24 protein-coding genes are annotated in these 25,922 nt (G+C 67.2%); 15 read left to right on the forward strand and 9 right to left on the reverse strand.

Translation table 11 applies throughout. The features are described 5' to 3' along the window. The first annotated feature begins 17 nt into the window (after nt 1-17). Nucleotides 18-1,613, forward strand: coding sequence for an enterochelin esterase (fes, locus tag IAG39_RS05025; RefSeq protein ID WP_223283266.1), 1,596 nt, complete (start codon nt 18-20; stop codon nt 1,611-1,613). Between the two features lie 27 nt (nt 1,614-1,640). Here the strand turns inward: fes and IAG39_RS05030 are convergent, their stop codons facing one another. Beyond that, complete coding sequence (locus IAG39_RS05030; RefSeq protein WP_059371427.1) at nt 1,641-1,970, reverse strand: winged helix-turn-helix transcriptional regulator; 330 nt, start codon at nt 1,968-1,970, stop codon at nt 1,641-1,643. A gap of 104 nt (nt 1,971-2,074) precedes the next feature. Between IAG39_RS05030 and IAG39_RS05035 the strand changes: the two genes are divergently transcribed. After that, on the forward strand, nt 2,075-2,779 hold the full coding sequence (locus tag IAG39_RS05035) for a glutathione S-transferase family protein (protein WP_118931326.1): 705 nt from the start codon (nt 2,075-2,077) through the stop codon (nt 2,777-2,779). A 73-nt stretch (nt 2,780-2,852) separates the two neighbouring features. On the opposite strand, the gene IAG39_RS05040 is transcribed toward IAG39_RS05035, so the two are convergent. Next, nucleotides 2,853-5,216: a mechanosensitive ion channel domain-containing protein gene (locus tag IAG39_RS05040; RefSeq protein WP_223283265.1), complete on the reverse strand. Its 2,364-nt coding sequence runs from the start codon at nt 5,214-5,216 to the stop codon at nt 2,853-2,855. Nucleotides 5,217-5,510: 294 nt separating this feature from the next. Between IAG39_RS05040 and IAG39_RS05045 the strand changes: the two genes are divergently transcribed. The 3 genes from IAG39_RS05045 (at nt 5,511) to IAG39_RS05055 (ending at nt 8,279) form a co-directional block, all read left to right on the forward strand. Continuing rightward, nucleotides 5,511-6,419, forward strand: a complete 909-nt coding sequence (locus IAG39_RS05045) for a LysR family transcriptional regulator (RefSeq protein WP_118931325.1) — start codon at nt 5,511-5,513, stop codon at nt 6,417-6,419. An 80-nt stretch (nt 6,420-6,499) separates the two neighbouring features. Further along, nucleotides 6,500-7,180, forward strand: a complete 681-nt coding sequence (locus tag IAG39_RS05050; protein ID WP_205736579.1) for a DsbA family protein — start codon at nt 6,500-6,502, stop codon at nt 7,178-7,180. An 85-nt stretch (nt 7,181-7,265) separates the two neighbouring features. Further along, complete coding sequence (locus IAG39_RS05055; RefSeq protein ID WP_059371442.1) at nt 7,266-8,279, forward strand: cyclase family protein; 1,014 nt, start codon at nt 7,266-7,268, stop codon at nt 8,277-8,279. Nucleotide 8,280: 1 nt separating this feature from the next. Here the strand turns inward: IAG39_RS05055 and IAG39_RS05060 are convergent, their stop codons facing one another. From IAG39_RS05060 to IAG39_RS05070, 3 genes are all read right to left on the reverse strand, one after another. Next, the gene (locus IAG39_RS05060) at nt 8,281-8,892 is read right to left on the reverse strand and encodes a TetR/AcrR family transcriptional regulator (RefSeq protein ID WP_118931324.1); all 612 of its coding nucleotides are present in this window, start codon (nt 8,890-8,892) and stop codon (nt 8,281-8,283) included. After that, nucleotides 8,889-9,509, reverse strand: a complete 621-nt coding sequence (locus IAG39_RS05065; protein WP_118931323.1) for an NAD(P)H-dependent oxidoreductase — start codon at nt 9,507-9,509, stop codon at nt 8,889-8,891. The genes IAG39_RS05060 and IAG39_RS05065 overlap by 4 nt, the downstream gene beginning before the upstream one ends. Nucleotides 9,510-9,637: 128 nt before the next feature. Continuing rightward, nucleotides 9,638-10,345: a GntR family transcriptional regulator gene (locus IAG39_RS05070; protein ID WP_118931322.1), complete on the reverse strand. Its 708-nt coding sequence runs from the start codon at nt 10,343-10,345 to the stop codon at nt 9,638-9,640. Between the two features lie 114 nt (nt 10,346-10,459). Here IAG39_RS05070 and IAG39_RS05075 point away from each other — a divergent pair, with 114 nt between their 5' ends. The 4 genes from IAG39_RS05075 (at nt 10,460) to IAG39_RS05090 (ending at nt 14,458) form a co-directional block, all read left to right on the forward strand. Next, nucleotides 10,460-11,314: a fumarylacetoacetate hydrolase family protein gene (locus IAG39_RS05075; RefSeq protein WP_118931321.1), complete on the forward strand. Its 855-nt coding sequence runs from the start codon at nt 10,460-10,462 to the stop codon at nt 11,312-11,314. 115 nt (nt 11,315-11,429) lie between these two features. Continuing rightward, on the forward strand, nt 11,430-12,416 hold the full coding sequence (locus tag IAG39_RS05080; RefSeq protein WP_165867753.1) for a Bug family tripartite tricarboxylate transporter substrate binding protein: 987 nt from the start codon (nt 11,430-11,432) through the stop codon (nt 12,414-12,416). Nucleotides 12,417-12,485: 69 nt separating this feature from the next. Beyond that, nucleotides 12,486-13,472, forward strand: coding sequence for a tripartite tricarboxylate transporter substrate binding protein (locus IAG39_RS05085; RefSeq protein WP_118931319.1), 987 nt, complete (start codon nt 12,486-12,488; stop codon nt 13,470-13,472). A gap of 47 nt (nt 13,473-13,519) precedes the next feature. Further along, a complete protein-coding gene (locus tag IAG39_RS05090) occupies nt 13,520-14,458 on the forward strand; it encodes a VOC family protein (protein ID WP_118931318.1) in 939 nt (312 codons plus the stop codon). Between the two features lie 18 nt (nt 14,459-14,476). Here the strand turns inward: IAG39_RS05090 and IAG39_RS05095 are convergent, their stop codons facing one another. From IAG39_RS05095 to IAG39_RS05110, 4 genes are all read right to left on the reverse strand, one after another. Beyond that, nucleotides 14,477-15,628 carry an acyl-CoA dehydrogenase family protein gene (locus IAG39_RS05095; protein ID WP_118931317.1) on the reverse strand — a complete coding sequence of 384 codons (1,152 nt, stop codon included), beginning with the start codon at nt 15,626-15,628 and terminating at the stop codon, nt 14,477-14,479. 4 nt (nt 15,629-15,632) lie between these two features. Continuing rightward, nucleotides 15,633-16,604, reverse strand: a complete 972-nt coding sequence (locus tag IAG39_RS05100; RefSeq protein ID WP_059371451.1) for a Bug family tripartite tricarboxylate transporter substrate binding protein — start codon at nt 16,602-16,604, stop codon at nt 15,633-15,635. Between the two features lie 257 nt (nt 16,605-16,861). After that, nucleotides 16,862-17,881, reverse strand: coding sequence for an NAD(P)H-dependent flavin oxidoreductase (locus IAG39_RS05105; protein WP_118931316.1), 1,020 nt, complete (start codon nt 17,879-17,881; stop codon nt 16,862-16,864). Next, nucleotides 17,878-18,699, reverse strand: a complete 822-nt coding sequence (locus IAG39_RS05110) for an IclR family transcriptional regulator (protein WP_118931315.1) — start codon at nt 18,697-18,699, stop codon at nt 17,878-17,880. Before IAG39_RS05110 ends, IAG39_RS05105 begins: the two co-directional genes overlap by 4 nt. 80 nt (nt 18,700-18,779) lie before the next feature. Between IAG39_RS05110 and IAG39_RS05115 the strand changes: the two genes are divergently transcribed. From IAG39_RS05115 to IAG39_RS05140, 6 genes are read left to right on the forward strand one after another with little or no spacing between them, the layout of a single operon-like run. Continuing rightward, on the forward strand, nt 18,780-19,973 hold the full coding sequence (locus IAG39_RS05115; protein ID WP_118931314.1) for an iron-containing alcohol dehydrogenase family protein: 1,194 nt from the start codon (nt 18,780-18,782) through the stop codon (nt 19,971-19,973). 11 nt (nt 19,974-19,984) lie between these two features. After that, nucleotides 19,985-21,448, forward strand: a complete 1,464-nt coding sequence (locus tag IAG39_RS05120; protein ID WP_118931313.1) for an aldehyde dehydrogenase family protein — start codon at nt 19,985-19,987, stop codon at nt 21,446-21,448. Nucleotides 21,449-21,470: 22 nt separating this feature from the next. Further along, complete coding sequence (locus IAG39_RS05125; protein WP_118931312.1) at nt 21,471-22,436, forward strand: Bug family tripartite tricarboxylate transporter substrate binding protein; 966 nt, start codon at nt 21,471-21,473, stop codon at nt 22,434-22,436. A 60-nt stretch (nt 22,437-22,496) separates the two neighbouring features. After that, entirely contained in the window at nt 22,497-23,246 is a 750-nt protein-coding gene (locus IAG39_RS05130; protein WP_059371457.1) for an SDR family oxidoreductase, read from the forward strand. Beyond that, on the forward strand, nt 23,243-23,740 hold the full coding sequence (locus tag IAG39_RS05135) for a MaoC/PaaZ C-terminal domain-containing protein (protein WP_118931311.1): 498 nt from the start codon (nt 23,243-23,245) through the stop codon (nt 23,738-23,740). Before IAG39_RS05130 ends, IAG39_RS05135 begins: the two co-directional genes overlap by 4 nt. Then, nucleotides 23,737-25,872: an acetate--CoA ligase family protein gene (locus tag IAG39_RS05140; protein ID WP_118931310.1), complete on the forward strand. Its 2,136-nt coding sequence runs from the start codon at nt 23,737-23,739 to the stop codon at nt 25,870-25,872. The genes IAG39_RS05135 and IAG39_RS05140 overlap by 4 nt, the downstream gene beginning before the upstream one ends. Nucleotides 25,873-25,922: the final 50 nt, after the last annotated feature.

Below are 25,922 nucleotides of genomic sequence, written 5' to 3' on the forward strand. Positions count from 1 at the left end.
CAACCGAACGGATGAACATGCGTAACAAGAACAGATTGGAATGGCGGGATTGGATGTCGTCGGCCGCGCTGGCGGTTTCGATGATAGGCATGGCGCCGGGCATGGCCGCGGCGCAGTCCAGGCAGGGCGTCGTCACACCCGAGGCCCATATGGACGAACGAATTTCGCTACGGAAGGGAGAGTTCCTCGCGGGCACTTGGGCCGCGGAATCCGGCGTGACCCTGGATCTGCTGGACAGCGCCGGGCAGCACGTGCGCCGGCTGAGCGACGGCGAGAAGCCGGCCGGAGCCCTGATGCTGGTGGCGCCGGAGGACGGCCTCTACACCGTTCGCGCGCAGGGTCAGGGCCTGTTCCGCTGGGCCGTAACGGAACGCCTGCCCCTTGCGGAACAACGTGCGTCCGCGCCGGCGTTCGACAGCCCGCGCCTGGCCGCGCTGGCGGCGACGCTGGCCGCTGGCGGCACGACGGATGCCTTTTGGGATGAGGTGGCTCAGCGAGGCGCGCCGCTGGTCGAGGCCGTGGACGCCAGGCATGACCGCGTCACGTTCCTGTGGCGTGGCGCCGAACGCAATGTGCGCCTGTTCGGCGGGCCATCGTCGGACCATGCTCAGTTGGCGCGCCTGGGCAATTCCGATGTCTGGCATGCCAGCTTCGTCGTCCCCCGGTCCACGCGCCTATCCTATCGCCTGGCGCCGGATGTGCCGGAGCTTCCGGGCTCCGGCATGGCGCGGCGCCGCGCGATCCTGGCCACGGCGCAGGCCGATCCGCACAATCCCAAGGCATACCCCGTGCGCGGCGTCGACGCGTACCAGACCTATTCCATGCTGGAACTGGCGGACGCGCCGCCGCAGCCCTGGGTCGAGCCCCGCGCGGACGTGCGGCAGGGAACGGTCGAGACCAAGGAGCTGCGCAGCGATCTCATGCGCAACACGCGCAAGATCCACCTGTACCGTCCTGCTGGCTGGCAGCCTGGCGCGGCGGACAATCACGTGCTGGTGCTGTTCGATGCCGGCGCCTATCTGGGCCGCGTACCCACGCCCACCATCCTGGATAACATGATCGCCGCCGGTGTCATTCCCCCGACAGCGGCGCTGCTTGTCGACAACCCTACGGCAGAGTCCCGCAGCCAGGAGTTGCCGCCCAATCCGGACTTTGCGGACTTTCTCGCGAAAGAGCTGATGCCGTGGGCGCGCAAGCAAGGCATCAGCGCGCCTGCCGCGCGTACGGTCATCGGCGGTTCCAGCTACGGTGGGCTCGCGTCGGCCTATGCGGCGTTGCGCCACCCCGAAGTATTCGGCAACGTGCTCAGTCAGTCAGGTTCCTATTGGTGGTCGCCGGCCGGCGAGGAGGATCAGTGGCTGACGCGGCAGTTCGTCGCGGTGCGCAAGCTGCCGGTGCGCTTCTTCCTCGGCGCGGGGCTGTTCGAGTCCGGACGCGGCGGCCAGCCGGGCATCCTGGAGACCAACCGCCATCTGCGGGACGTGCTGCGTGCCAAGGGCTATCTGGTGACGCACCGCGAGGTGGCGGGCGGGCACGATTACCTGGTCTGGCGCGGGACCTTGTCGGATGGCTTGCTGGATTTGATCGGCACCGGCAAGCAGCGGGGCGGATAAGCCCGGCTTGAAAGCTGGCAGGCCTGCTCAGGAGGCGTCTTCGGACGCCTCGCCATGCTCGTCCCACCAGTCACCCAGCGCGTCAAGCAGCGGCACGAGAGTCCTGCCGGAAGGCGTGAGCTCGTACTCCACGCGCCGCGGATAGCCAGCGAAATCAGTGCGCAGGACGATCCCGGCCAACTCCAGCTTGCGCAGCTCCAGCGTCAGCATCCGATGTGAGATGGTCGGATTGTCGCGGCGCAGGTCGCTGAAGCGTCTGGTGCCTTCCTTGAGGTAGTAGATGAGGAGCGCCGGCCATCTGCCGCTCAGTATCTGCATGACTTCCTCGATGGGGCAGCGCGAAACCAGGTCTTTCATGGGAGAGTCATGGTGACAAAAATGTGCGTAATTTACTTAGCCTAGCAGATCCGTAGAATTCAATCCGCTGCGCAGCTTGACCCTCATCTACGGAGAAAGAAATCTTGGAACCCATTCTTGTCTATGGCTTTCCGCTGGGAAGTTCCATGGGGCTCGTCGCTGCGCTGGAGTGGCTGGGCAAACCCTATCGCCTGTGCCGTGTGGACATGCTGAACGAAATGCGTTTGCCTTCTTATGCGCGGATCAACGCGCGCCACGAAACGCCGGCATTCGTCAGCGAACAAGGCGCGGTTTTCACGGAAACCATGGCGATTGCGCGCTGGATCGAAAACCGGGATGACGAGCGCAGGATCAGCTTCGATCCGCTGTCGCCGGAATCCGACCGCATGCACCAGTTCATGGCTTTTCTGAACACCGGTTTTACCGCCGCCTTCACCCCGCATTGGGTCGCCCTGGAAATGGATCCGCCTGATCCGGCCTTGCAGAAAACGCTGCGGGAGTGGGGCGCGCAACGCGTCATCGAGCGGCACGACAAGCTCGAAGCGATGCTGGGCGACACGCCGTTCCTCGTAGGCGATCGTCCGACGCTGGCGGACGCCGTGCTGGTCGGCGTGGCGCGCTGGCTGGATTTCCATGAGGTCGCTGCAAAGTCCCGCTGGCCCAAACTGGCGGCGCTGCGCCAGCGCCTGGAGCACGATCCGGCGGTGAAGTATGCGATTGCGCTGGAAGATGGCGCACGCCCCGCCTGTTCGGGGCTGTGCCAGGGTCACGTTCCGCTGGAAACCTTGATCGCCACGTACGGGAAGTAGGCGGCACGCGCAAGCGCGCCGCTACTCGGCTTTGCCACGCGCGTCTGCTACGCGCGTCTGCTACGCGCGTCTGCTACGCGCGCGGCGCTTCGCCTTCCTCGCGCGCCTCCAGCTCGTTGCCCAGCACTTCGGCCGAGTCCTCGCCTCGCGGCGCGGGCTCCAGCGGACGCCGGGTGTGGCCGGCGGCGCGGGCGTCCTCGCCTTCGTCCGGACGCTCGGCCTGCACGAAGACATTCGCCGGCGGCGCATAGCCCCGCTTGTCCTGGCCGAAGTACACCACGGTATGCGGATAAGGCAGTTCGATGCCGGCGGCGTCGAAGTGTTTCTTCAGCAGCCGGTTGTAGCCGCGCTGCACGGCCCACTGCATGCCCGGCGTGGTCTTGATCAGGATCCGGATCGTCACGCCCTTCTCGTTGACCGCGGTAACGCCGGCAACCGTGATGTCTTCCAGGATCTCGGGGCCAAGCACGGTGTCGGTCATCAGCTCGGCGAAGGCCGCGCGCAGATGCACGATCGCGTCGTCCACGCTTTCGCGATGCGCGATGGTGTACTCGCCCAGGTGGTACGAGAAGTCGCGCATGTGGTTGGCGACGACGTCCACCGACGAGAACGGCACCAGATGGTAGCCGCCGTCCAGCGTGCGGATGCCCACCGAGCGTATCGTCATCTTCTCCACCGTGCCGAACACGCCCGCGACCTGCACCACGTCGTTCTCGTTCATGCCGTTCTCTAGCTGGATGAAGATGCCCGTGATGATGTCCTGGACCAGCTTCTGCGCGCCGAAGCCGATGGCCAGGCCGACCACGCCGGCGCCGGCGATCAACGGGCCGACGTCGATGCCGATCTGCGACAGCAGCACCATCAGCGTCATCGTCACGATGACGATCAGCGCCGCGTTGCGGAACAGCGCCAGCAGGGTGCGTTCGCGCGCGCTGGGCATGCCGCGTCCTTCGCTCTGGCTGAGGCGGTGCTCGATGATGCTGGCGATCACGGTCCAGGCCAGCGCCGCGATCAGCAGCACGATGACGATGTTCACCGTCATCCGGATGGCGGCGCCGCCGGCATCCGAGGCCAGCCAGCGCGACAGGTCGAAGGCGCGCCACGCGTCCAGGACCAGCAGCACCAGCACGATGCGGATGATCAGGCCGACCAGTTTCAAGGTGGCGGGCACGTAGGCGTTGACGCGAGCCTCCAGCAGCGGCAGGCGCTTGCGCAGGTCGTCAGGCAGCCTGATGGGCTTGGCCAGCGCGGCGTTCAGCAGCAGGATCAGCAGGCTGCCCACGCCGATGACCAGCAGGGTCTGCGCGGTGGCGCGGGCCATGAAGGGCAGGGCGTTGGTCGGGTCCACCTGGCTGACCACCAGCAGGATGGTGAAGTAGCCTATGCCCAGCACATGCCACACGCGCGCCAGGATGTGCAAGCGCGAACCCATGAACGTCGTCGCGCTGGCGGCGCGCCGGTCGAGGTGCCCGCGCACGGTCTGGCGGTTGCGCCAGATGACGCGCACCGCATACACGTACACGGCCAGCATGATCAGCAGGTTGGCCAGCCGGCCCAGCGCGGGCGACAGCGAGGCCGAGACCACGGGGTCGATCAGCAGCGTGCCGTAGCCGGCCGCGGTGGCGATGCGCAGCAGCCACGCATTCCAGTACCTGGCGTTTTCGTCCGTCATGGGCAAGAGGCGCAGGTGCGGATGCTTGACGGCGAATACCGTGCGGATCAGCACCTTGACGATTTCCACCGAGACGAAGGCGCGCAGAAACACCGCCGCCAGCGCGTCCAGCGCGCCGCGGCCGGGCGTGCCCCACAGCGCCGCCGCGCCGCCTGCCATGGCGGCAAGCAGCACCACTCCCGCATCGATGGCCAGCGCGCCCACGATCGCGCCCGCGCGCCGGGACAGCACTCGCATGGAGGCTGGCGCGCCGCGCCTGGGCGGCGCTTCGGGAGCGTGGCGCTGTTCGGCGACCCAGCGGTCGATGCGTCCGTAGACGTACATGGCGATCATCCGCAGCAGGATGAAGGCGAGGATGGTGGCGGCCGCGGCCAGCGCGAGCGGCTTCAAGGCATGGCCCGCAGCGTCGCTGTCCATGCCCAGGCTGCCGCCCGAAGCCAGCGCGCGCATGTCTTCCACGCCCTGGCCCATGTCGGTCGCCAGGCCGGTCAGGAAGCGCTGGACGTTGTCGGCCATGCGTTCCTGCAAACCGGGTTCGGCGGGCTGTGCGGGCGCGGAGGCCGCGCCCGCGGAACGGGAGGCGGCGGGTTTTGCGCCGGAGGCCTGGGCGCGCAGTTCGTCCACCAGCGCCTTGCGCGCTTCGGGGTTTTCCAACAAGTCCGCCAGGGCATTCGGCGTGAGCGCCGGCGCGGATGCGGGGGGAGTCTGTGCCAGCAGTGGCGTTGCCGCCTTGGCTTGCCAGGTGAACAACAGGCAACTCAGCATTGCCGCCAGCAGCAGAATTGCCAGCCGGGGCCTTTCCCTGCGGCGCCGCCAAAGGCATACGGCGTGAAGGCGGAAGAATGCTGTCGATGCTGTCGTTGCGGATCTCGCCACTAGAGAATCTCCTGTGTGACCTCGGTAAAAAAGGGCGGCGCGCGATCGCGGTCGCAACGCCGCTGCAGGTTTGATGATAAATGCACCGCGGCGCGGGCCGGGCTGGTCGCACTGGAGTCCCTCGTTTGGAAAATGTCCGATATGCCTGGAAAATCTGGGAATTCGTCTCTATTCGTTACCTTTATGGACACCTTCAACTACATGCGCGCCTTCCGGCGCATCGTGGAACTCGGCAGCCTGGCCAAGGCGGCGGAGGACCTGGATATGTCCTCCGCCGGCCTCAGCAAGCAGCTGCGCGCGTTAGAAGCTCACCTGGGCGCCGTGCTGATCCAGCGCACCACCCGCAAGATGAGCCTGACCGACACGGGTGCGGCGTACTACGCCGAATGCTGCCGGTTGCTGGACGAATTGGACGCGCTGGAAAAATCCGTCAAGCGGGAGTCCCGCCTGGTGTCGGGGCGGCTGCGCGTGAACGCGCCGGTCTCGTTTGCCTTGAGCGTGCTGTCGCCGCTGCTGGCGCGCTTTCTGCGCCAGTATCCGGAACTGCGCCTGGACCTGGCGATGGAAGACCGGTTGGTCGATGCGGTGGGGCAGGGTTTTGACGTGTCGATACGGCTGCGCGCGCAGCTGGACGATTCTTCCTTGATCGCGCGCCGGCTGGCGTCGCTGACGCAGGTGCTGTGCGCGGCGCCGTCCTACCTCGACAGCCGCGGCCGTCCGGAGAGCGTGGACGCGCTGCGCGGGCATGACATCCTCAGCTATACCTTGGCCGAAAGCCCTGGCGCGGTTGCGGACGAGGATGCGGGCCAGCAGGCGGATCCGTTGGCCGGACCCGCGCTGGTGCAGGTCAACAACAGCCTGATGCTGCGGGACCTGCTGGAAGAGGGGCTGGGCATAGGCGCCTTGCCGTCGTTCCTGGCCGCGCCCGCCATCGCCAGCGGCAGGCTGGTGCGCGTTTTGCCCCAACAACCCGCCGCGCCTCGCCATGTCTACGCGGTCTATCCGACCAGCCGCCACCTGCAGCCCAAGGTCAAGGCCTTTGTGGATTTCATGGCGGAGCATCTGCCGGCGGCCATGCGCGGCGATTGTTGACGCGCAGCTAATAAAGTCCTGCCGGCGGACACCTTACTCCCGCGCCGGCCCGTCCTTAAGCTGGCGTCCATTGAAACGAGATGGACGCCATCATGACTTCGACCTCCAATTGCGCACCCGCCGCGCCGCTGACCGTGGACTTCTTCCATGACGTGGTTTGCGGCTGGTGCTATGTCATGTCTCCCCGCCTGCGCCAGGTCGCGGCCGAACTGGGCATTGCCGTGCGCCAGCGCAGCTTCGTGCTGCAAGAATCGCCTGAACAGATGTGCCAGGTGTTCGGCTCGATGCCGCGCGCCAAGCAGGTGATCCTGGGCCATTGGGAAGCCTGCACCCTCCATGAAGACCAGCCGCGCATCGACGTCGAGGGCATGCGCGCCGAATCATTCGATTATCCCAGCGGGATGGCCGGGGCGCTGGCTTGCCAGGCCGCACATCTGCTGGCCGACGACGCGGGCCATTGGGACATGTTCGACGCGATCCAGCATGCCCACTTGAGCGAGCACCGCAACGTCGGCGATAGCGCGGTGCTGTTGGACATCGCCGCCGGGCTGGGCCATGACCGGGGCGAATTCGCCGCCCTCATGCGGGGCGGGGAGGTTTTGCAGCGCGTGCAGGCCGATCGCGCCGCCGCCGCGCGGCTGGCCATCGACTCCATTCCCACGTTGATCGCCGGGCCGCACCGGGCTCGCCTGCACACCATGTCCACGGCCGATCTGCGGGACAGGCTGCGGGCGCTGATGCCCGCCGCAGTCGAGGCTTGATCGCCGCGCATCGGGGCGCCGCCCACGTTTTCCTTCTTTCCATTTTTCCGTCCGCAGGACGGAAACCACACGCACAAGGTGCATCATGACTATCCGCTACACCCGCAAACTTCTTGGCCTGGCGCTGGGCGCCGCCTTGAGCTTCAACGTGCTCGCGCACGGCGCGCCCGCCCGCGCGCCTGCCTCCGGACAGCAAGTGGGCATCAGCCCCTGGGGGCCGGACGATGAGATCGGCCGCCTTAACCTGATCACGCCCGAATCGCGCGCCGCGGTCATGTCGCGCGTGGCCGGCGGCAAGGTCTATGACCTGGCCACGGAATACTACGTGGGCATGCCCAGTTGGCAGGACGCGGGCGATCCGCACTACCAGTTCTGGATGACGCACACGCCGCGCGGCACCGAAGTCGACGACCCCATGGGCGTGGGCAAGGACATGAACGCGATGCGCAGCTACACCGGCACGGCGTTCTCGATGTATAGCCACACCGGTACGCACATCGATGCGCTCAACCATTTCGGCATCCACGGCAAGATCTGGAATGGCTTCCGCGCCGACGAGCATCTGGGGGACCGCGGTTGGAAGCGCACGGGCATCGAGAAGTTCCCGCCGCTGGTGGCGCGCGGCGTATTGATCGACGTGGCCGCGCTCAAGGGTGTGGAGATGCTGCCCGACCAGTACCGCATTACCCGACAGGACCTGAAAGCCGCGCTGGCGCGCCAGAAGACCGAGCTGCGCGAGGGCGACATTGTCCTGATCCGCACCGGCCGCATGAAGCTGTACAACGATCCGGCGGCCTACATGGCCAAGCCGCCGGGCATGGGCCTGGACGCTGCGCGTTATCTGGTCGAGGAGGGCGGCGCCATGATTCTGGGGGCGGACAACCTCAGTTTCGAGACCTTCCCGTCGGAGGTGTCCGACGACTATGTGCCGCTGCATACCTATCTGCTGGCGCAGAAGGGCGTGCCCATCATCGAGCTGGCGGCGCTGGACGAGCTGTCGCGCGACCAGGTCTATGAATTCGCCTTCATCGGCGGGCCGCTGAAGATCCGCGGCGGCGATGCGGCGCCGCTGCGTCCGGTGGCGATGCCGCTGCGCTGAATTATTTGCTGCGCTTGACCATCGCCACGATGTTATCCATCAACTCGTCGCGCGCCTGATCCACGCTGATGTCCCGGGCCACAGCCGCGAGCGCCAGGCCGTCAGCCGCGCCCAGCATCGCCCACATGCCGGCCAGCGAAACTCCCGCGGGTCCGGCATAAGGCGCAAGTATGGCTTGGCATTTCTTGATGAAGGCCTGTTGGTATTGATGCTTTACCGCAGTCAGTTCCGGGGAGCCGCCCAGCGCGGCCAGCACGCCGGGTATTTCGCGTCCCTGCGTCATGACGCATTCGATGTAGCCTGCGGCGATGACCCGGGCCTTTTCCTTCAAGGCCGGCTTGCTGGCGGCGATCGCCGCGTCGATGAGCGCGGTCTGGCGGACGTCGAAGTCCTGATACAGCGCCACCAGCAAACCGTTGCGCGTGCCGAAGTGGTCGTAGGCCACGGGCTTGGTGATGCCCGCTTCCGCGGCCAGCCGCCCCAGGGTCAGGGCGTCCGTGCCTTCGTCGCTGATCAGTTTCCAGGCGACGTCCAGCAGTTGGCGCTGGCGCTCGTCGCGCGACAGGCGGCGCTGGGGGGCGGCTTTGGCGGGGCTTGGTGTTTTTGCGGTCATGATTCGACTTCCTCCTCGCGGATTACAGCACGCGAGGAGAAGATCTTCTGGCCTAGGGTCCGGGCGGCGTCGAGATGCGCGGCGGGAAAGCCCGCGTCCGACGGCAGCAGCAATTCAGACGTGACCACGTTGGCGCCGCAGTAGCCGAAGATGCCGTGGTCGATCTGCGTCTTCATGGCGCCGAAGTAGCCGTGCCGCGCGTAGGTGCGCTGGTTGGCGCCGCCCAGCGCGACCAGGTGCACGTCGAGGCGTTGCAGCTTCTTGACCAGCTTGCCGTCCGTGTCTTCGTAGGCCCAGCCTTGGGTGAACACCCGGTCGATCCAGCCCTTGAGCAGGCCCGGGAAGGACCACCAGTACACGGGGTAGACCAGCACCAGCGCATCCGCGCGTTCGAGCCGTGCATGTTCCGCGGCGACTTCCGGCAGGGCGTCCCCCTTGCCCATGGCCAACGCCACGTCCGGCTGGGTGAACCGCGGGTCAAAGCCTTCCGCGGCCAGGTCGGCGACTTCGAATGTGAGTCCGGCATCGGCAGCGGAAATGCCTGCCGCGACCTGTCGCGCCACCGCGTGGGTCAGCGACGCGGGATCGGGATGTGCAACAACGATTAGCGCATGCATGGCATCTACGCTCCATCAAAATAATTAACCTACCGATAGTAACTTACTTTTGGTAGGTTGAGATTTTGACGTGAGTAGCGGCGCTGCTCCCTGGGAGGCCGACGGCCCGGCGCAGGGCGGGGCGTTTGCTAGTGGCTGGGAATTTGCGCCAGCACCAGCTGGGTGGTCTGGCGCAGGTGTTGGGCCAGCAGCTCGGCGGCGGTGTCGGCGTCGCGGGCCAGCGCGGCGTCCAGCAGTTTGCGGTGTTCGTCGGCGACGTTGCGTTCCTTGCCCTTCTTTGGGGAGGCGGCGTTCTTGGCGCCGGCATTCAGCTGTACCGACAGGTAGCGGTAGCGCGCCGTCTGGTCGCGCAGCAGTTCGGCGATGGCGATGAGCGACTTCGAATCGCTGCCGCTGATCAGCGCCGAATGGAAAGCGGAATGCGCTTGTTCCCATTCAGCCGACAAGCCGGAGCCGTCCGCCGTGTGCAGGGGCAGGCGGCTCAGGCGGTAGTGCGCGCCGGCCAGCCGCTCTTCCCAGTCCAGGCTGCCGCGCGCGATGGCGCGGCGCAGCGCTTCGCATTCGATGTGGATGCGGGTTTCGGTGATGTCCAGCAGTTCTTCCGCCGAGACGTCCGCCACGCGGAAACCGCGCTGGTCTTCCGCGACCACGAATCCGCTGGTCGCCAGGCGCGACAGCGCCTCTCGCAGCGGAATCGCCCCGCTGTCGTAGCGTTCGCAGAGATCCTTGATGCGCAGACGTGCTCCCGGGGGCAAGCTGCCCGTGATGATGTCTGCGCGGATGTCATTGGCCAGGGCCGATGCCGCGGTCCGGAATGGGGTGGAAACGGAAGTCATGCGAAACGATAAAGTTTTTATCTATGAACCTCAAGTTATCCAGGGAAAACCAGAATATATATATTTTTGTGGATTACATATTCTTCGTCCAACCCTCACCCATCAGGAGATCTCGTGAAACTGGCCACCCTACAAATCGACGGCGCTCCTCGCGCCGCCGCACTCGTGCAGGGCCGCCTGGCGCTGCTGTCCGCTCCGGGCGTCGATCTGGGCACGCTGCTGCGCCAGGGCAAGACGCTGGCCGATTTGGAGCGCCTGGCCGCCGCGGCCACGCAGTTCATCGATCCGGCCACCGCGACCTTTCTGTCGCCGTCGATCGAACCTCCCAAGATCCTGTGCGTCGGCTTGAACTACGCCGACCACACCAAGGAAAGCCCGTACGACCAGCCCGATTACCCGACGCTGTTCTTGCGCGTGTCGACCAGCCTGGGCGCGCATGACGCCGTGGTGGAGCGTCCGGCCATCAGCGATACGCTGGACTACGAGGGCGAAATGGTCGTGGTGCTGGGCAAGGGCGGACGCAGGATCGCCAAGGAACAGGCGCTGGACCACGTGTTCGGCTACGCCGTGGGCAATGAGATCTCGGTGCGCGAATACCAGTTCAAGTCGCCGCAGTGGACGGTGGGCAAGAACTTCGACGGCACGGGAACCTGGGGGCCGTACGTGGTCACGGCCGACGAGCTGCCGGCCGGCGGCAGCGGTCTGCGGATCGAGACCCGCCTCAATGGCGAGACCATGCAATCGTCCAACACCAGCGACATGCTGTTCGATGTGGCCACCGTGATCTCGACCGTCAGCGAGGCCATTACCTTGCAGGCCGGGGACATCATTTTCTCTGGCACCCCCGCGGGCGTGGGCTTCGGGCGCACGCCCAAGCTCTACATGAAGGACGGCGACACGGTAGAGGTGGATATCGAGCGCATCGGCACGCTGCGCAACCGCATCCGCGACGAGGCGAAGTCCGCCTAGCTTTGTCGCCACGCCTGCAGCGGTCCCGGCGCCATCGGCGCGCCGGGGCGTACGGCCACGATCTACTCTTGGAACTCCAGACATGCGAATCGCAACTGCTTTTGTGAAGTCATCCGTGAGCAATCCCGCCCGGCGCCGTTGGGCCAGACTGTTGTTGGCCGCGGGCCTGGCATCCAGCCTGGGTGTGGCCAGCGCCGCGGATTGGCCGACGCGGCCAGTGAAGATCGTGGTGCCGTTTGCCGCAGGCGGAACCACCGACCTGATCGCGCGGCTGATCGCAACGCCCATGTCGCAGGAGCTGGGGCAGCCCGTGGTGGTCGAGAACCGCCCGGGCGTGGGCGGGCTGCTGGGCGCGGATGCCGTCGCCAAGGCGGCGCCCGACGGCTACACGGTGTTGATGGCCAACATCTCCTATCCGCTGGCCGCCCTGGTGGCGCAGGGCGCGAAACGGCTCAATTTCGATCCGCTGGCCGACCTGCGCAGCGTGAGCGTGGTGGCCAACGTGCCATTGGTCATCACGTCCACGCCTTCGGTGCCGGCCCGCAACCTGAAGGAGTTCGCGGACCTGCTCAAGAAGAATCCTTCCACCCACTACGCCTACGGCTCCACGGGACCCGGTTCGTACATCCACGTGTTCGGCATGTGGTTCCAGGAGCAGACGGGCGCGTCCATGACGCACGTGCCCTTCAAGGGCGCGGCGCCCTTGAAGGGCGAAATGCTGGCGGGCCGCATCCAGATGGGCGGCGACCAACTGTCTTCGTCGCTGAGCGACATCCGGGCCGGCTCCCTGACCGCGCTGGCAGTCACGTCGCCGCAACGCTCGCCGTCCCTGCCGGACACGCCCACCGCCAGCGAACTGGGTTTTACCGGCATCGATACCGAGGGATGGAACGGTTTGCTCGCGCCGGCGCAGACGCCCGACGTCGTCGTGGCGCGCATCGGCCAGGCCGTGTCCAAGGCTGTTCAGCAGCCCGCCATCCGCCAGCGCCTCGCCGAGCTGGGCGCCGAGGCCAGTGGTTCCAGTCCCGAGCAGATGAGCGCTTTGCTGAAAAGTCAGTTCGCCCAGTTCGGCCCCATGGTGTCGCGCCTGCAGCTTGAGTGATGCCGTAGCGAGGATCTTTGATCCCCGGCAGCTTCGGCTTTCCAACGAGTCCAACCAGAAAGGCCAGCAATGAAAGCACTGCGTAGCGGCGTGACCGCGAGCCTGCAGTTCCTGATCGGCATCCTGGCGTGCGTGAACGCCCACGCCCAGGCCGACGCGCCGCCCGTCTCCATTGTCGTTCCGCAGCCGGTGGGCAATCCCACGGACGGCGTCGCGCGCAAGCTGCAGCCGCTGCTGCAGGCCGCGCTGGGCAGGACCATCATCGTCGAGAACCAACCGGGGGCGGGCGGTTCCATCGGCACGCAACGGGTGTTGAATGCGCCGGCGGACGGACGCATGCTGTTGATCGCGTCCCAGACCGAACCCATCCTGACCCCGGCCACGATGCAGCATGTGAAGTATCGGGCGGAGAACCTGCGCGCGGTGGCGGTGGTGGCGCGGCTGCCCTACATCCTGACGGGCGGCAACGCGCTGGCGGCCAAGAACCTGGGCGAACTGACCCAGCTGGCGCAGGCCCAGGGGGACAAGGGACTGAACTTCGGGCACATCGGTCCGGGCTCGATGATCCATCTATTGGGCGAGCAATGGGCGCGGCAAAGCCAGTTCAAGCTCAACCACGTCGTCTACCGGGGCGTCCCGCCCGTCACGCAGGACCTGATGGGCGGGCAGATAGAACTGAGCTTCCTGCCGCTGGGCGGATCGACGCTGGACCTGATCGAGTCCGGCCGTATCCGGGCCTACGCCACGACCGGCGCCGCGCCCAGTCCCAAGCTGCCCCAAGTGCCGCCCTTGTCCGCATCCAGCGAAAAGCTGCGGGATTTCGTGTACGGCACGTGGATCGCCTTCCTGGTGCCGGCCAAGACACCGGACGCAACCGTCGCCAGCCTGAACCGCGCGATCGTCCAGGCCATGGAAGACGCCGCGTTTCGCGAGTATGTTGTTTCCACCGGCATGGAGCTGGTGGCGCAGAACTCGGTGGCGGACATGCGGGACTTCTACCAGACGGAGACGGCGCTGTACCAGGGCCTGGCGCAGAAGGTCGCCGTCGAGCAGTGAAGGCAGGGCAGCCTGCCAGAACCAGAACAAGATTCTTGGAGACAGACATGCAATCGAATGCGCAGACAGCGCCGCTCGCCGTGCACTCGGTGGACGAGTTCGTGTTCAGCGTTCCCGATCTCGAAGAGGCCAGGCGCTTCTATTCGAGCTTCGGCCTGGACGTGCGGGATGAAGGCGGCTGCCTGGCGTTGTACACCCATGGCCATCCGCACCGCTGGGCGCGCATCTTGCGGGGCGCGCGCAAGCGCCTGCTGTGGGTAAGCATGGGGATCCACGCGGACGACCTGGAACGGTTCGCCGTGCATCTGGACCGCCAGGGTATTGCCCGCCGCGACGCGCCGCAGGGCGCCGACCCCGCAGGGCTCTGGATTGAGGCGCCCGACGGGCTGGCCCTGCAATTGCGGATTGCAGCCAAGTCTTCACCGTCGGCTCCCGCGCCGCAAGAGCCGCCCCAGGCCAGCAGCGGCGCCGGCCGCGCGCCCGCGCGCAGCCAGGTGCGGCAGGTGCGGCCGTTGTACCTGTCGCACATCCTGCTGTTCAGCGCCGACGTGGTCCGGGCCACGCGGTTCTACGTGGATGCGCTCGGGCTGCGCGTGTCGGATACCTCGGGCGATGCCATCGCCTTCATCCACAGTCCGCACGGCAGCGATCACCACCTGATTGCGCTGGCCAAGTCGCATGGCCTGGGCCTGCATCACAGCAGCTGGTGCGTGCCGTCCATCGATGCGGTGGGGCAGGGCATGGAGCAGATGGGCGCGGCGGGGTATGCGGACGGTTGGGGCGTGGGCCGGCATGTGTTGGGTTCGAACTACTTCCGCTATGTGCGCGATCCCTGGGGCAGCTACGCCGAGTATTCGTACGACATCGACTTCATCGCCGAAGGGCAGCAGTGGCCGTCGGCGGATTATCCGCCGGAGGATTCGCTGTATGTGTGGGGTCCGGCGTTGCCGCCGGACTTCATCACCAATCATGAGCGGGATGCCTGAGGGCGGGCGCGCTCCCCTTCAGGCTATCGCGTTCATCCCCAGAATCTCCCGCCCCGCGATCAGCGTCTGGATTTCCGTCGTGCCTTCGGGAATCATGCCGCCGCGCGTATCGCGGAAGATGCGCTCGATCGGATACTCCTCCGAGTAGCCCAGCCCGCCATGCACTTGCAGCGCCATGTTGGCCACTTCGTGGGCGGCCTCGGTGGCGTAGAGCTTGGCGATGGAGCAGGCCTGGCGCACGTCCTTGCCCGCTTCCAGCGCATGGGCCGCGCGCATGCCCAGCGCGCGTGCCGCTTCGACGCGGACCGTCATGTCGACGATGTGCTTCTGCACCAGCTGGAAGCTGCCGATGGGGCGGCCGAACTGCTCGCGCTGCTTGGCATAGTCGATGGACATGTCCAGGGCCGCCTGCGCGGCGCCGACGGCGCCCATGGCGATGTTCAGGCGCGCGGCGTCCAGGCCCTTGAGCGTGCCGGCGAGCGCCGCGCCTTCCACGCCGACCAGGTTTTCCCTGGGGATGCGCACATCGGCGAAGCCTAGTTCGGCCGTGCCGGTGCAGCGCAGCACCATGGTGTCGAGCTTGCGCACGTCATAGTTGGCCAGGGCGCGTTCGACGATGAAGGTCGACAGCTTACCTTCGCAGGTGGGGCTGTAGGTGCGCGCCACCACCATGGCGAAGTCCGCGTCGCAGCCGTTGGTGATCCACAGCTTGCGGCCATTCAGCACCCACTCGTCGCCGACCAGGTCGGCCCGCGTCTGGATGCCGGCGATGTTGGAGCCGGTGTTCGGCTCCGTCAGGCCGGTGCAGGCCTTGAGGCGGCCGGCCATGAGCGGCTTGAGGTACTTCTCTTTCTGCGCCGGCGAACCGTGGGCGGCCAGGCGCTTGATGGAACCGTTGGTGATATTGACGATGGTGCGCAGCGACAGCCAGTGGTAGCCCAGTTCTTCCATCATCATGGCCCAGGTAGGCATGTCGATGCCGTGTCCGCCCTGGTCTTCCGGCAGGTTGCCGCCGAGGTAGCCCAGCTCCGCCAGCTTGGGCATCAGTTCGAACGGAAAGGTCCGCGCCTTTTCGTGCTGCGCGACGACGGGCGCCACTTCCGCCAGCATGAAGCGGCGGATGCTGTGCTGCAGCTCCTGTTGTTCGGGCGTCAGGTCGATGTTGCTCATGCGTTTACTCCAGCTTCAGGTTGGCGCGTTCCACCAGGTCGCGGGTGGCCTCGCGGTGCTCCGCCCAGAATTTGGCGAACGCCTCGGGCGAGCTGCTGACCAGCGGAGTGGCGATGCGTTCGAAGCGTTCCTGCACGATGGGCATGGCGGCGGTTTCTTCCAGCGCGCGGGCCAGCTTGTCGATGATGGGCTTGGGGGTGCCGGCGGGGACGACCACGGCCTGCCAGGTGGTGACCTTGAAGCCCGGAACGCCAGATTCGGCGATGGTCGGCAGGTCCGGCAGATCCTTGACGCGGGCGGCGCCGCTGACCGCCAGGGGGCGCAGCATGCCGTCCTTGATGTAGGGCAGGGAGCTGGAACGGCTGTCGATCATGAAGGTCAGCCGTCCGGCGATCAGGTCTTGCAGCGCGGGCGCGCTGCCTTTGTACGGCACGTGCGTGAGCTTGGTGTTCAAGGCCAGCGCGAGCGAGGAGGCCGCGGTGTGCGCCGAACTGCCGTAGCCCGGCGATCCGTAGGTGATGGTCGCCTGCTTGTCCGCCTTGATCGCCTTGATCAGGTCAGCCATGGTCTGGTAGGGCGAATCCTTGGGCACCACCACCACCAGTGGCGAATCGGTCAATTGCGCGACGGGGGCGAAGGCCTGGGCCGGGTCGATCTTCAGATCCTTGTACAGGTACTGGTTGACGGCGATGGTGGCCGCGTTGGTCCATAGGATGGTGTAGCCGTCGGCGGGCGCGCTGGCCGCGGCCAGCAGCGAGAGGTTGCCGTTGGCGCCAGGCTTGTATTCCGGGATGACGGGCTGGCCGAGCTTCTTGCTCAGCTCGTCCTGCATCATCTTGAACGCGATGTCGGAAGGTCCCCCCGGCGCAAATCCGATCACGGCGCGTATCGGCTTGTCCGGCCATTCCGCGGCCGAGGCCGCCGTCGCGAAGCCCGCGGCCAGCAGGGCTGCCGCCACCATCTTGCTGAACTTCATTCCTGTCTCCTGTTTTTCTGGGTTGAGCGCGCTTGCGTTGCGCGGACGGATTCTTGGGTGATCCGTTTTGTTATTCGCATTGCGAATTAATAATTCGTTTAATGAATTGATGATACTGCGGCCGTCGGGGCGCTGCAATAACGGGTTTTCGATCTGCAGCCGAATGCGGCCGCGCACGCGCATGAAAAATCCCTGCCGCGCGCGGGGCGTGGCAGGGATGCGGGGGTATGTAACGGCCCGCTGGCGCGGGACCGGATTCAGGCGGAATCGACCATGTGCTTGAAGCGCGCGCTGGCCTGCATGCATTCCCGCTGCAACCGCAGGACGATGCTTTCCACCGGTTCGATGTTGCGGGCAAAGCCCACCGCCGGGCCCATGGACAACATGCCTTCTTCGTGCTGGCCCGCCTGGTAGGCAAGGGCCTGGGTGCGCTCGCCGCTGATCAGTTCGCCGAAGTCCGCGTAGCTGTTGGCGCCCGCCAGTTCCAGGGCGGCGACCTTGCGGGCGTTTTCGTTGTCGAGGATGCGCCAGGTGTCGCCCAGGCTGCCGAGCACGGCGCGGGTGCCGTGTTCGCTGGTGTCGACCACGCGCTGCTTGTACGCCGCGTGCGCCGGGGTTTCCTGCGCCGGCGTGAAGACGCTGCCCATCACCACGGCGTCGGCGCCCAGCGCCAGCGCCGCGGCGATCTGCCGGCCGTGGCCGATGCCGCCGCCCAGCGCCAGCGGAATGCGCAGCTGCTCCAGGGCATAGGCGCCGTTGAGGAACGTGGGCAGCTGATTGCTGCCGGGGTGGCCGCCTTCTTCCATGCCGACCAGGGTGACTGCGTCCACGCCCATGTTCTGCGCCGCGACGGCATGGCGCACGTGCGCGCACTTGTGGATGACGATGGCGCCGGCTTCGCGCAGGGCGGGCAGCAGCGGCGTGGGCGGCAGGCCCGCCGTTTCGAACAGGCGCACGCCTTCGTCGAGCGCGATGCGCAGCCGCGTCAGCATGGGCTCGTTATTGGCCGCGCGGCGAGACAGTGTCAGGTTGACGCCGAATGGCAGGCCGCCCGTCAGTTCGCCGCAATCGCGCAGCGCCTGGCGGAAGTCCTGGTCCGTGCGCGAGCTGCGCGCGGTGATGAATCCCATGCCGCCTGCGCGCACCATGGCCGCCACCAGGCGAGCATCCGACAGCCACATCATTCCGCCCAGCAGCAGCGGCCAGCGTATGCCCATCAGTTCGGTGATGCGGGTGGGCCAGCGTTGCGGAACGGCCGGAGCAAAAGGCTGGTTCACACGTGCCTCCCCATCAGCAGGATGGGCTGCAGTTCGTGCGCCAGCTGCCGCAGCGTGGGGCCGGCTTCATCGAGCATCAGTTGCCGCGGCAACAGCGCTGCGGGGCCGCCGCAGCTGACCACGTAGCGCTCGCCCGCGGGCAGTTCGATGGCGGCGGCGACGGTGTTGATCTGATAGGCGGGACGCTCGTGATAGACGAAGCCGCGTTCCGGATACCGGGCGATGGCGTCGGCAATGGCCTGCTGCTCCGCGGCGTCGCCGGCCTTGCCGGATGCGCGGGCTTCTTGCAGCAGGGCCTCGCGTTCCTCGGCCGAGCAGCAGGCCAGATAGGCCCAGCCGATTGCGCTGTGGAACAGCGGTATGCGCGAACCCACGCGCAGGTTCATCAGCAGCGGTGAATTCCCCTGGCAGCGCAGCAGGTAGACGATGCTGTCGCCGTCGCGCCGTCCCAGCGCCACCGCGACCTGATAGCGGTCGGCCAGCGCCTGCAACATCGGCCGGATGACGTCCAGCGCTTCCTGTCCCGCCAGCGCCGCGCCGCCCAGCGCGATGGCGGCGATGCCCAGTTGCAGTTTGTCCTTGCCCGGCACGGCGGCCAGGAATCCCGTCTTTTGCAGGGTGTGGCACAGGCGCCATACGGTGGGCTGGGCCAGACCGGTCAGATGGGCCAGCTCCGTCGTGCCCAGCATGCGCCGTTCGGCGCTGAAGCAGCGCAGGATGTCGAGCCCGCGGGCCAGCGCGGTGACGAATTGGCGGTCGGGTTCCGCGGAATCTTCGGTGGCGTCGTTCTTGGACGCACGAGGCGAGGCTCTTGACATGGGCAAGCTCCTTTTTTATGATCAATTCACTAAATGAATTATAAATTCGCATAGCAAATTATGCAAGATCAGGAGGACGAATGAGCGGTCAGCAGGATTGTGCGCTACAGGCCCAGGGCGTGATGGCCTGGCCCGGCGTTTGCCATTGGGGCGGGGACGCCCTGGCCAGAACCTTGGCGGCCGCGGGCGCGCGCCTGCGCCTGCCGCTGGTGGTGACCGACGCCGGCACCTGGGGCGCGGTGGGCTCCGCCGTCGAAGCGGCGCTTGCCGCCGTGCCGGGATTGCAATGGCGTGTCTATGACGGCGTGGTGCCCAATCCCGCCATGGATCAGGTGCGCGCCGCGTTGCGCGTGGCGCGCGAACAGGGCTGCGCCAGTGTGCTGGCGGTGGGCGGGGGCAGCGCCATCGACGTGGCCAAGGCGGTCTACGCCTGCCTGGCGGGCGGGTTCGATGCCGACGAATTGCAGGCGCCGCGAGGGCAAGCCTGGCTGAACGCCGCCGCCGAGGCCGCCGATCCGCTTTTCATCGCCGTGCCCACGACTTCGGGCACCGGCAGCGAAAGCAGCTCGGCCGCGCTGATCCAGGGCGACGACGGGCGCAAGCGCCTGTACCGCTCCCTGCGCGCACGTCCGGCGCTGGTGGCGCTGCAGCCCGAACTCACGCTCAGCCTGCCGCCGCGCCCCACCGCGCAGGGCGGCTTCGATGCCGTGCTGCATGCGCTGGGCGCCTGGATCAACACCGATCCTTCGCCCGTCGGCAAGGCCATGGCCTTGCAGGCCTTGCGCCTGTGCATGCGGGCGCTGCCCGACGTGCTGCGCGCGCCGGACAGCCTGCGCGCGCGCGCTGACATGCAGATGGGCGCCTATATGGCGGGCCTGGCCATCGGCATGAGCAAGGTGGACGCCGTGCACGCCATGTGCACGCCGCTGGAGTCGCGCGTCCATATGGCGCATGCGGAAGTGCTGGGTCCGATCTTCAGCGTGGTGGCGCGCCACACGGCGCAGACCGCCGCCGCGCCCTATGCCGAGGCCGCACGCGCGCTGGGCATGGCCGCAACGGGCGACGAGCAGCAGGACGCCCTGGCCCTGATCGTGGCGGTCGAGTCGCTGGCGCGGCTGGCGGGCATTCCTCTGCGCTTTACCGGCTTGGCGCTGTCTGAGCAGGACGCCGCGCAGCTGGCCAGCCAGGCCATGCTGAGCGCGTCCATGCCCGTCAATCCGCGCGTCCTCGCGCCGGAAGAAATTCAATCCCTATACCTGCAAATGGCCGCGTAAGGAGCGCCCGCATGGATGTCATCGATTCCCGCCCCTATGAACTGTTGATTGGGGAAAACTGGCGCGCAGGCGCCGAAGGCAGCACGTTCGATACCTACAATCCGGCCACGGCGCAGGTGCTTGCCAGCGTGCACGCGGCATCGGCGGCCGACGTCGACGCCGCCGTGCAGGCCGCGCACACCGCCTTTGAAACGCATTGGCGCAAGACCACGCCGGCCCAGCGCGGCAAGCTGCTGCGGCGCCTGGCCGACCTGTTCGAGCGCGACCGCGAAAAGCTCGCCTGGATCGAAACGCTGAACGTGGGCAAGCCCATCACGCATTCGCTGGATTCGCTCAAGGGCATGCCGGCGTCGCTGGAGTACTTCGCGGGCATCATTCCGGCCCTGCGCGGCGAGACCATACCGGTGGGCAATGCCGACGTGCTCAATTTCACGCTACGCGAGCCGCTGGGCGTGTGTGCGCTCATCATGCCGTGGAATTACCCGATGACGCTCACCGTCAACAAGCTTGGTCCGGCGCTGGCCGCGGGCAACACGGTGATCCTCAAACCCTCCGAAGTGACGCCGCTGTCCACCATGGCGCTGGCGCGATTGTTCGAGGAAGCCGGCTTTCCGCCCGGCGTGATCAACGTGGTCAACGGCCCGGGCGCCACGGTGGGCGAACGGCTGGTCACCCATCCGTTGGTATCACGGGTGTCGTTCACTGGCGGCACCGTGACGGGCGCGCGCATCCAGGCGGCCGCGGCTGCAGACGTCAAGCGCGTCACGCTGGAGCTGGGCGGAAAGTCGCCGCTGATCGTGTTCGAGGACGCGCCGCTGGACAAGGCCGCGGCCGTGGCCGCGGGCGACATCATCAAGAATTCCGGCCAGGTCTGCATCGCCTGCACGCGCCTGCTGGTGCAGGAATCCGTGCGCGAGGAGTTCCTTGGCCTGCTGCAGCAGCGCCTGGACACCGTGCGCATCGGCTCGCCGGCAGATCCGGCGACCGAGATGGGCCCCCTGGTCAGCGCGGCCCAGAAGCAGCGTGTCGAGAAGTACGTGGCGCTGGCACAGGCAGAGGGCGCGCAGCCCGCCCATTTCGGCAACATGAAGCTGGAAGGCGATACGGCCAAGGGCTACTTCGTGCCGCCCACGCTGCTGCTGAACTCCCATGCCCGCATGCAGAGCGCGCAGGACGAGATCTTCGGTCCGGTGCAATCCGTGATCGGCTTTCGCGACGAGGCCGAGGCCCTGCGCATCGCCAACGACACGCGCTACGGCCTGGCCGCGGTGCTGTACACGCGCGACGGCGGCCGCGCCCTGCGCATGGCGCGCGGGCTGCAGTCGGGCAGCGTGGCCATCAACACCGGCCTGCGGACGTCGTTCGATGCGCCGTTCGGCGGCTACAAGCAGTCCGGCATCGGCAAGGAACGCGGGCTGGAAGCCATCTACGAAAACACGCAGCTCAAGAACATCAAGTACGACACCACGATCTAGCGTGGCGCCCACAGGAGACAACATGAAGTTCATCGTCAAGCTGGCCTCGGGCCTGGCCGCCTGCATGCTGGCGGCCGGCGCGCACGCGGAATGGCCCGACCGGCCCATCCGCATGGTCATCGGCTTTGCGCCCGGGGGCGCTTCGGACATCGCTTTCAAGATGGTGCAGGACGAGCTGTCCAAAAAGCTCGGGCAGCCCGTGGTGCCGATCTACAAGCCCGGCGCCAACGGCAACATCGCCAACCAGGCAGTCGCCACGGCCGAACCCGACGGCTACACGGCGCTGTGGGCCAACGTCGGGCCGCTGGCCATCAACACCTACCTCTACAAGGGCGTGCAGGTCGATCCGGGCAAGGCCTTTGTGCCGGTCACGCAATTGACCGATTCGCCGCTGGTGGTGGTGGTCCCGAAGTCTTCACCGTTCCAGACCATGCAGGACCTGGTGCAGGCGGCGAAGAAGCCCGACGCGGGGCTGTCGTACGGGTCCGCCGGGCATGGCAGTTCCATGCACGTGGCGGGAGCCGCGTTGTCGCTGGCTCTGAACGCGCCCATGACGCACGTGCCTTACAAGGGCAGCGCGCCGGCGCTGCAGGACCTGATCGCCGGGCGCTTGTCCTTCATGGTGGACAGCCGCTCCACCACCGCGCCCTTCATCAAGGAAGGCACGCTGCGCGCGCTCGCCGTCAGCGGCGACCAGCGCGTGGCGGACATGCCCGACGTGCCCACGGTGGCCGAGTCCGGCGTGCCCGGCTTCAAGGTGACGACCTGGCAGGCTGTGGTCATGCCCGCCGGCACGCCGCAGCCCATCGTCGACAAGTTCTCCGGCGCGCTGCGCGAAACCTTGCAGATGCCGGAAGTGCAGGAACGCTTCGCGCGCATCTACACGCCGCTGGTGGGCAGCACGCCCGAAGCCTTCGCGGCGTTCTGGGCCAAGGAAAGAGCCGGCGCCAAGACGCTGGTGGAACAGGCGCGCCTGCAGGTCGATTGAACGCCGGGCCCGGGCGGGCCCGGCGCGGCGGGAACATTGAAACTCGAATGGAATGGCATCATGGATCTGGAACTGAATGGTTGCACCGCTTTCATCACGGGCGGCGCGGGCACGCTGGGCATGGCAATGGCCAGGCGCTTCGTGCAGGAAGGCTGCAACGTGGTGGTGTGCGACGCCAATGAAGCGGCGATCGAATCCGCCTGCGCGGAACTGTCGGAATTGGGCGGCAACGTCCTGGGTGCGCGCGCCGACGTGACCAACAAGGACGAGGTGGGCCGCGCCGTGCAGCTGGCGGTCGAGCGCTGGAAGAAGGTGGACATACTGGTCAACAACGCGGGCTTTGCGCGCGACCGTTACCTGACCAAGATGTCCGAGGAGGATTGGCACGCGGTGCTGGACGTGACGCTGCAGGGGGCATTCCATTGCTCGCGCGCCGTGCTGCCGCTGATGATGGAACAGCGCTTCGGCCGCGTCATCAACATCGCCTCGCGCGCCCATTTGGGAAATCCGGGGCAGACCAACTACTCGGCCGCCAAGGCCGGACTGATCGGCTTCACGCGCTCGCTGGCGCTGGAGTCCGGCAAGTTCGGCATCACCGCCAACGCGGTCGCCCCGGGCGTCATTTCGACGCCGCGCATGCAGCAGCGCCCCGACTACCAAGAGCTGACCGAACGCGCCAAGACCAACACGCCGGTCGGCCGCCTGGGCGACCCGGCCGACGTGGCCGCGACAGTAGCCTTCCTGGCCTCGCGCCTGGCCGGCTTCACCACGGGCGAGACCGTGCACGTGACGGGAGGGCGCTACGCATGAGCACGCCATTCGATCTGGACGAACACCTGGGCCGGCGCCTGTACTTCGAGGACCTGGCGTCCGGGCAGTCCTGGGAAAGCCCGCGCCGCACGGTCACCGAAGCGGATGTGGTGCAGTTCGCCGGGCTGTCCGGCGACTACAACGCGCTGCACACGGATGCAGTATTCGCCGCCAGCCATCCTTTTGGCCAGCGCGCCGCGCACGGCATGCTGACCCTGGCCATCGCGTCGGGCCTGACCACCCGCATGCCCGTGTACCGGCTGATGGACGGCACCCGGCTGGCGCTGACCGAACTGCGCTGCGTGTGGCGCAAGCCGGTGCTCATCGGCGACACCATCCACGTTGAACTCGGCATAGGTGAAAAGACGCTGTCGCAGAAACGCCCCGGCACGGGCCGCGTGACCATGCTGCGCACGGTGAAGAACCAGAACGGCGAGGTCGTGGTGGAGTCGGAATGGACCACCCTGATGAAATGCCGACCGGAGGCCGCATGAGCGCCAGTCCTTCCCAGTTCGATCCCAATGTCCGCTTCGATGATCTGGTGGAACTGACGCGGCCGCGTTCGGTCATGATCGTGGGCGCTTCCAGCAAGCCGGGAACGCTGGGCCACACCACCGTGGTCAATGTGCTGGAGCACTCGGATTTCGACGGCGAGGTGTACCTGGTCAACCCCAAGGGCGGCGAACTCTTCGGCAAGCCCTTGCACGCCAGCGTGGACGCGGTGCCGGCGCAAGGCATCGACGTGGCGCTGCTGCTGGTGCCGGCCGAATCCGCCGTCGCCACGTTGCAGGCCTGCGCCGGCAAGGGCGTGCGCTACGTCATCGTGTTCACCGGCGGCTTCGCTGAACTGGGCGAGGCCGGGCGCACGGTCGAGGCCGAGATGCTGGCGCTGGCGCAGCGCAGCGGCATGAGGCTGTACGGCCCCAACTGCGCCGGCATGACCATGCTGGCGCCGCGCCTGGGCCTGACCTTTTCCACCGAATTCCGCAACGACGGCAGGACCGGCAAGCTCTCGCGCATCGGCCTGGTGACGCAGGGCGGCGGCCTGGGCCGTTCGCTCATGCAGGGCAACGAGCGCGGCGTGTGCTTTTCGCGCTGGTTCTCCACCGGCAACGAACTGGACCTGGACAGCGCGGACTTCATCAACTGGCTGGCGCATGACCCGGGCACCGACCTGATCTGCACCGTGATGGAGGGCATACGCAGCGGCCCGCGGTTCATCGCGGCGGCGGCTGCCGCGCGCCGCGCGGGCAAGCCGCTGATCGCGCTGAAGATCGGCCGCTCGGATTTTGGCAAGAAGGCAGCGCAATCGCACACCGCGTCGCTGGCCGGCGAGGACGCCGTCAACGACGCGGTGTTCTCGCAGTACGGGGTCATCCGGGTGGAAGACCTGGACGAACTGCTGGACGTCGCCAGCCTGATATCGCGCGTGGGCGTGCGCAGCCTGCGCAACATCTGCGTGTATTCGTCGTCGGGCGGCGCGGGCGTGCTGTCGGCCGACAAGGTGGGCGAAGCCGGGTTGGCAATGGCTGTGTTGGCCGACGAGACCGTGGCCGAGATGGCGCGGCACGCGCCCGCCTACGCGGCCCTGACCAACCCCGTGGACCTGACCACCAAGGCGCTGACCGATCCGGACCTGGCGCGGCGCTGCCTGGCGCCGCTGTTCGCGGACCCGGGCGTGGACGCGGTGCTCTACCCCATCACCTCCAATTATTCGGCCAGCACCGAAGGGCTGGTGCGCAACATGCTGGCGGTGGCGCAGGGCGGCGCCAAGGCGTTCGTGCCGGTCTGGATGAGCAGCCGCCGCGGTCCGGCGCACGACCTGCTGATCCAGGAAGGATTCGCGCCTGTCTACAGCCTGCGCAACGCCATGCAGGCGCTCAAGCGCGTCAGCGCGTACGCGGACCAGGCCACTGATGAGGCGCCAGAAGCCCCGCTCATCGGCCTGCCTTCGGCCGCGCCTGCCATGCAGCTGCCCTGCAATGAATCGCAGGCCAAGGCGCTGCTGGCGCAGTACGGCGTGCGCGCGCCCCGCGAATCCCAGGCGGCCACGGCGCAAGAGGCGGCGGCAGTGGCCTGCGCCATCGGCTTTCCGGTGGCGCTCAAACTGGTGGCCGACGGCGTGCTGCACAAGAGCGAGATCGGCGGCGTGCAGCTGCGGCTGCGCGATGAGGCCGAAGTGCGGCAGGCCTTCGAGAACATCGCCGCGAACGCGGCGCGGCATCAGGTGCCGGCCGCGGCCATCCGCGGCGTGCTGGTGTCGGAAATGGTGGTCGACGGCGTGGAGATGCTGGTGGGCCTGCATCGCGACGAGGTTTTCGGCCCGGTGCTGAGCGTGGGCGCGGGCGGCGTGTGGGTGGAGGTCGAGGCCGACGTGGCGCGTTGCCATCTGCCGGCCAGCCGCAAGCGGATCGAGCGCGCGCTGGATCAGACGCGCATCGCGCGCCGCCTGGCCAGCCATCGCGGCCTGCCGGCGCGCGACAGGGTGGCCCTGGTGGACGCCGTGCAGCGCATCGCGGCCTTGTTCACGGCCCTGGGCGACGGCGTGCAATCGCTGGAGGTCAATCCGCTGGTGGTGTTGGACGAAGGACGCGGCGTGGTGGCGCTGGACGCCGTCATCGAATAGCAAGCCGGCGCAGCGGCCGTCCGCTGCCCGGGAAAAAACACGGAGATTTC

It is taken from the genome of Achromobacter xylosoxidans, assembly GCF_014490035.1.
In the GTDB taxonomy this organism is placed as follows: Bacteria; Pseudomonadota; Gammaproteobacteria; order Burkholderiales; family Burkholderiaceae_B; genus Achromobacter; species Achromobacter bronchisepticus_A.

Excerpts from the sequence above, each read along its gene's own strand:
- fes (WP_223283266.1), top strand. The coding sequence starts at position 18 with ATGCGTAACAAGAACAGATTGGAATGGCGGGATTGGATGTCGTCGGCC.
- IAG39_RS05030 (WP_059371427.1), bottom strand. The coding sequence starts at position 1,970 with ATGAAAGACCTGGTTTCGCGCTGCCCCATCGAGGAAGTCATGCAGATA.
- IAG39_RS05040 (WP_223283265.1), bottom strand. The coding sequence starts at position 5,216 with ATGCTGAGTTGCCTGTTGTTCACCTGGCAAGCCAAGGCGGCAACGCCA.
- IAG39_RS05045 (WP_118931325.1), top strand. The coding sequence starts at position 5,511 with ATGGACACCTTCAACTACATGCGCGCCTTCCGGCGCATCGTGGAACTC.
- IAG39_RS05050 (WP_205736579.1), top strand. The coding sequence starts at position 6,500 with ATGGACGCCATCATGACTTCGACCTCCAATTGCGCACCCGCCGCGCCG.
- IAG39_RS05055 (WP_059371442.1), top strand. The coding sequence starts at position 7,266 with ATGACTATCCGCTACACCCGCAAACTTCTTGGCCTGGCGCTGGGCGCC.
- IAG39_RS05060 (WP_118931324.1), bottom strand. The coding sequence starts at position 8,892 with ATGACCGCAAAAACACCAAGCCCCGCCAAAGCCGCCCCCCAGCGCCGC.
- IAG39_RS05065 (WP_118931323.1), bottom strand. The coding sequence starts at position 9,509 with ATGCATGCGCTAATCGTTGTTGCACATCCCGATCCCGCGTCGCTGACC.
- IAG39_RS05070 (WP_118931322.1), bottom strand. The coding sequence starts at position 10,345 with ATGACTTCCGTTTCCACCCCATTCCGGACCGCGGCATCGGCCCTGGCC.
- IAG39_RS05085 (WP_118931319.1), top strand. The coding sequence starts at position 12,486 with ATGAAAGCACTGCGTAGCGGCGTGACCGCGAGCCTGCAGTTCCTGATC.
- IAG39_RS05090 (WP_118931318.1), top strand. The coding sequence starts at position 13,520 with ATGCAATCGAATGCGCAGACAGCGCCGCTCGCCGTGCACTCGGTGGAC.
- IAG39_RS05095 (WP_118931317.1), bottom strand. The coding sequence starts at position 15,628 with ATGAGCAACATCGACCTGACGCCCGAACAACAGGAGCTGCAGCACAGC.
- IAG39_RS05100 (WP_059371451.1), bottom strand. The coding sequence starts at position 16,604 with ATGAAGTTCAGCAAGATGGTGGCGGCAGCCCTGCTGGCCGCGGGCTTC.
- IAG39_RS05110 (WP_118931315.1), bottom strand. The coding sequence starts at position 18,699 with ATGTCAAGAGCCTCGCCTCGTGCGTCCAAGAACGACGCCACCGAAGAT.
- IAG39_RS05115 (WP_118931314.1), top strand. The coding sequence starts at position 18,780 with ATGAGCGGTCAGCAGGATTGTGCGCTACAGGCCCAGGGCGTGATGGCC.
- IAG39_RS05120 (WP_118931313.1), top strand. The coding sequence starts at position 19,985 with ATGGATGTCATCGATTCCCGCCCCTATGAACTGTTGATTGGGGAAAAC.
- IAG39_RS05125 (WP_118931312.1), top strand. The coding sequence starts at position 21,471 with ATGAAGTTCATCGTCAAGCTGGCCTCGGGCCTGGCCGCCTGCATGCTG.
- IAG39_RS05130 (WP_059371457.1), top strand. The coding sequence starts at position 22,497 with ATGGATCTGGAACTGAATGGTTGCACCGCTTTCATCACGGGCGGCGCG.
- IAG39_RS05135 (WP_118931311.1), top strand. The coding sequence starts at position 23,243 with ATGAGCACGCCATTCGATCTGGACGAACACCTGGGCCGGCGCCTGTAC.
- IAG39_RS05140 (WP_118931310.1), top strand. The coding sequence starts at position 23,737 with ATGAGCGCCAGTCCTTCCCAGTTCGATCCCAATGTCCGCTTCGATGAT.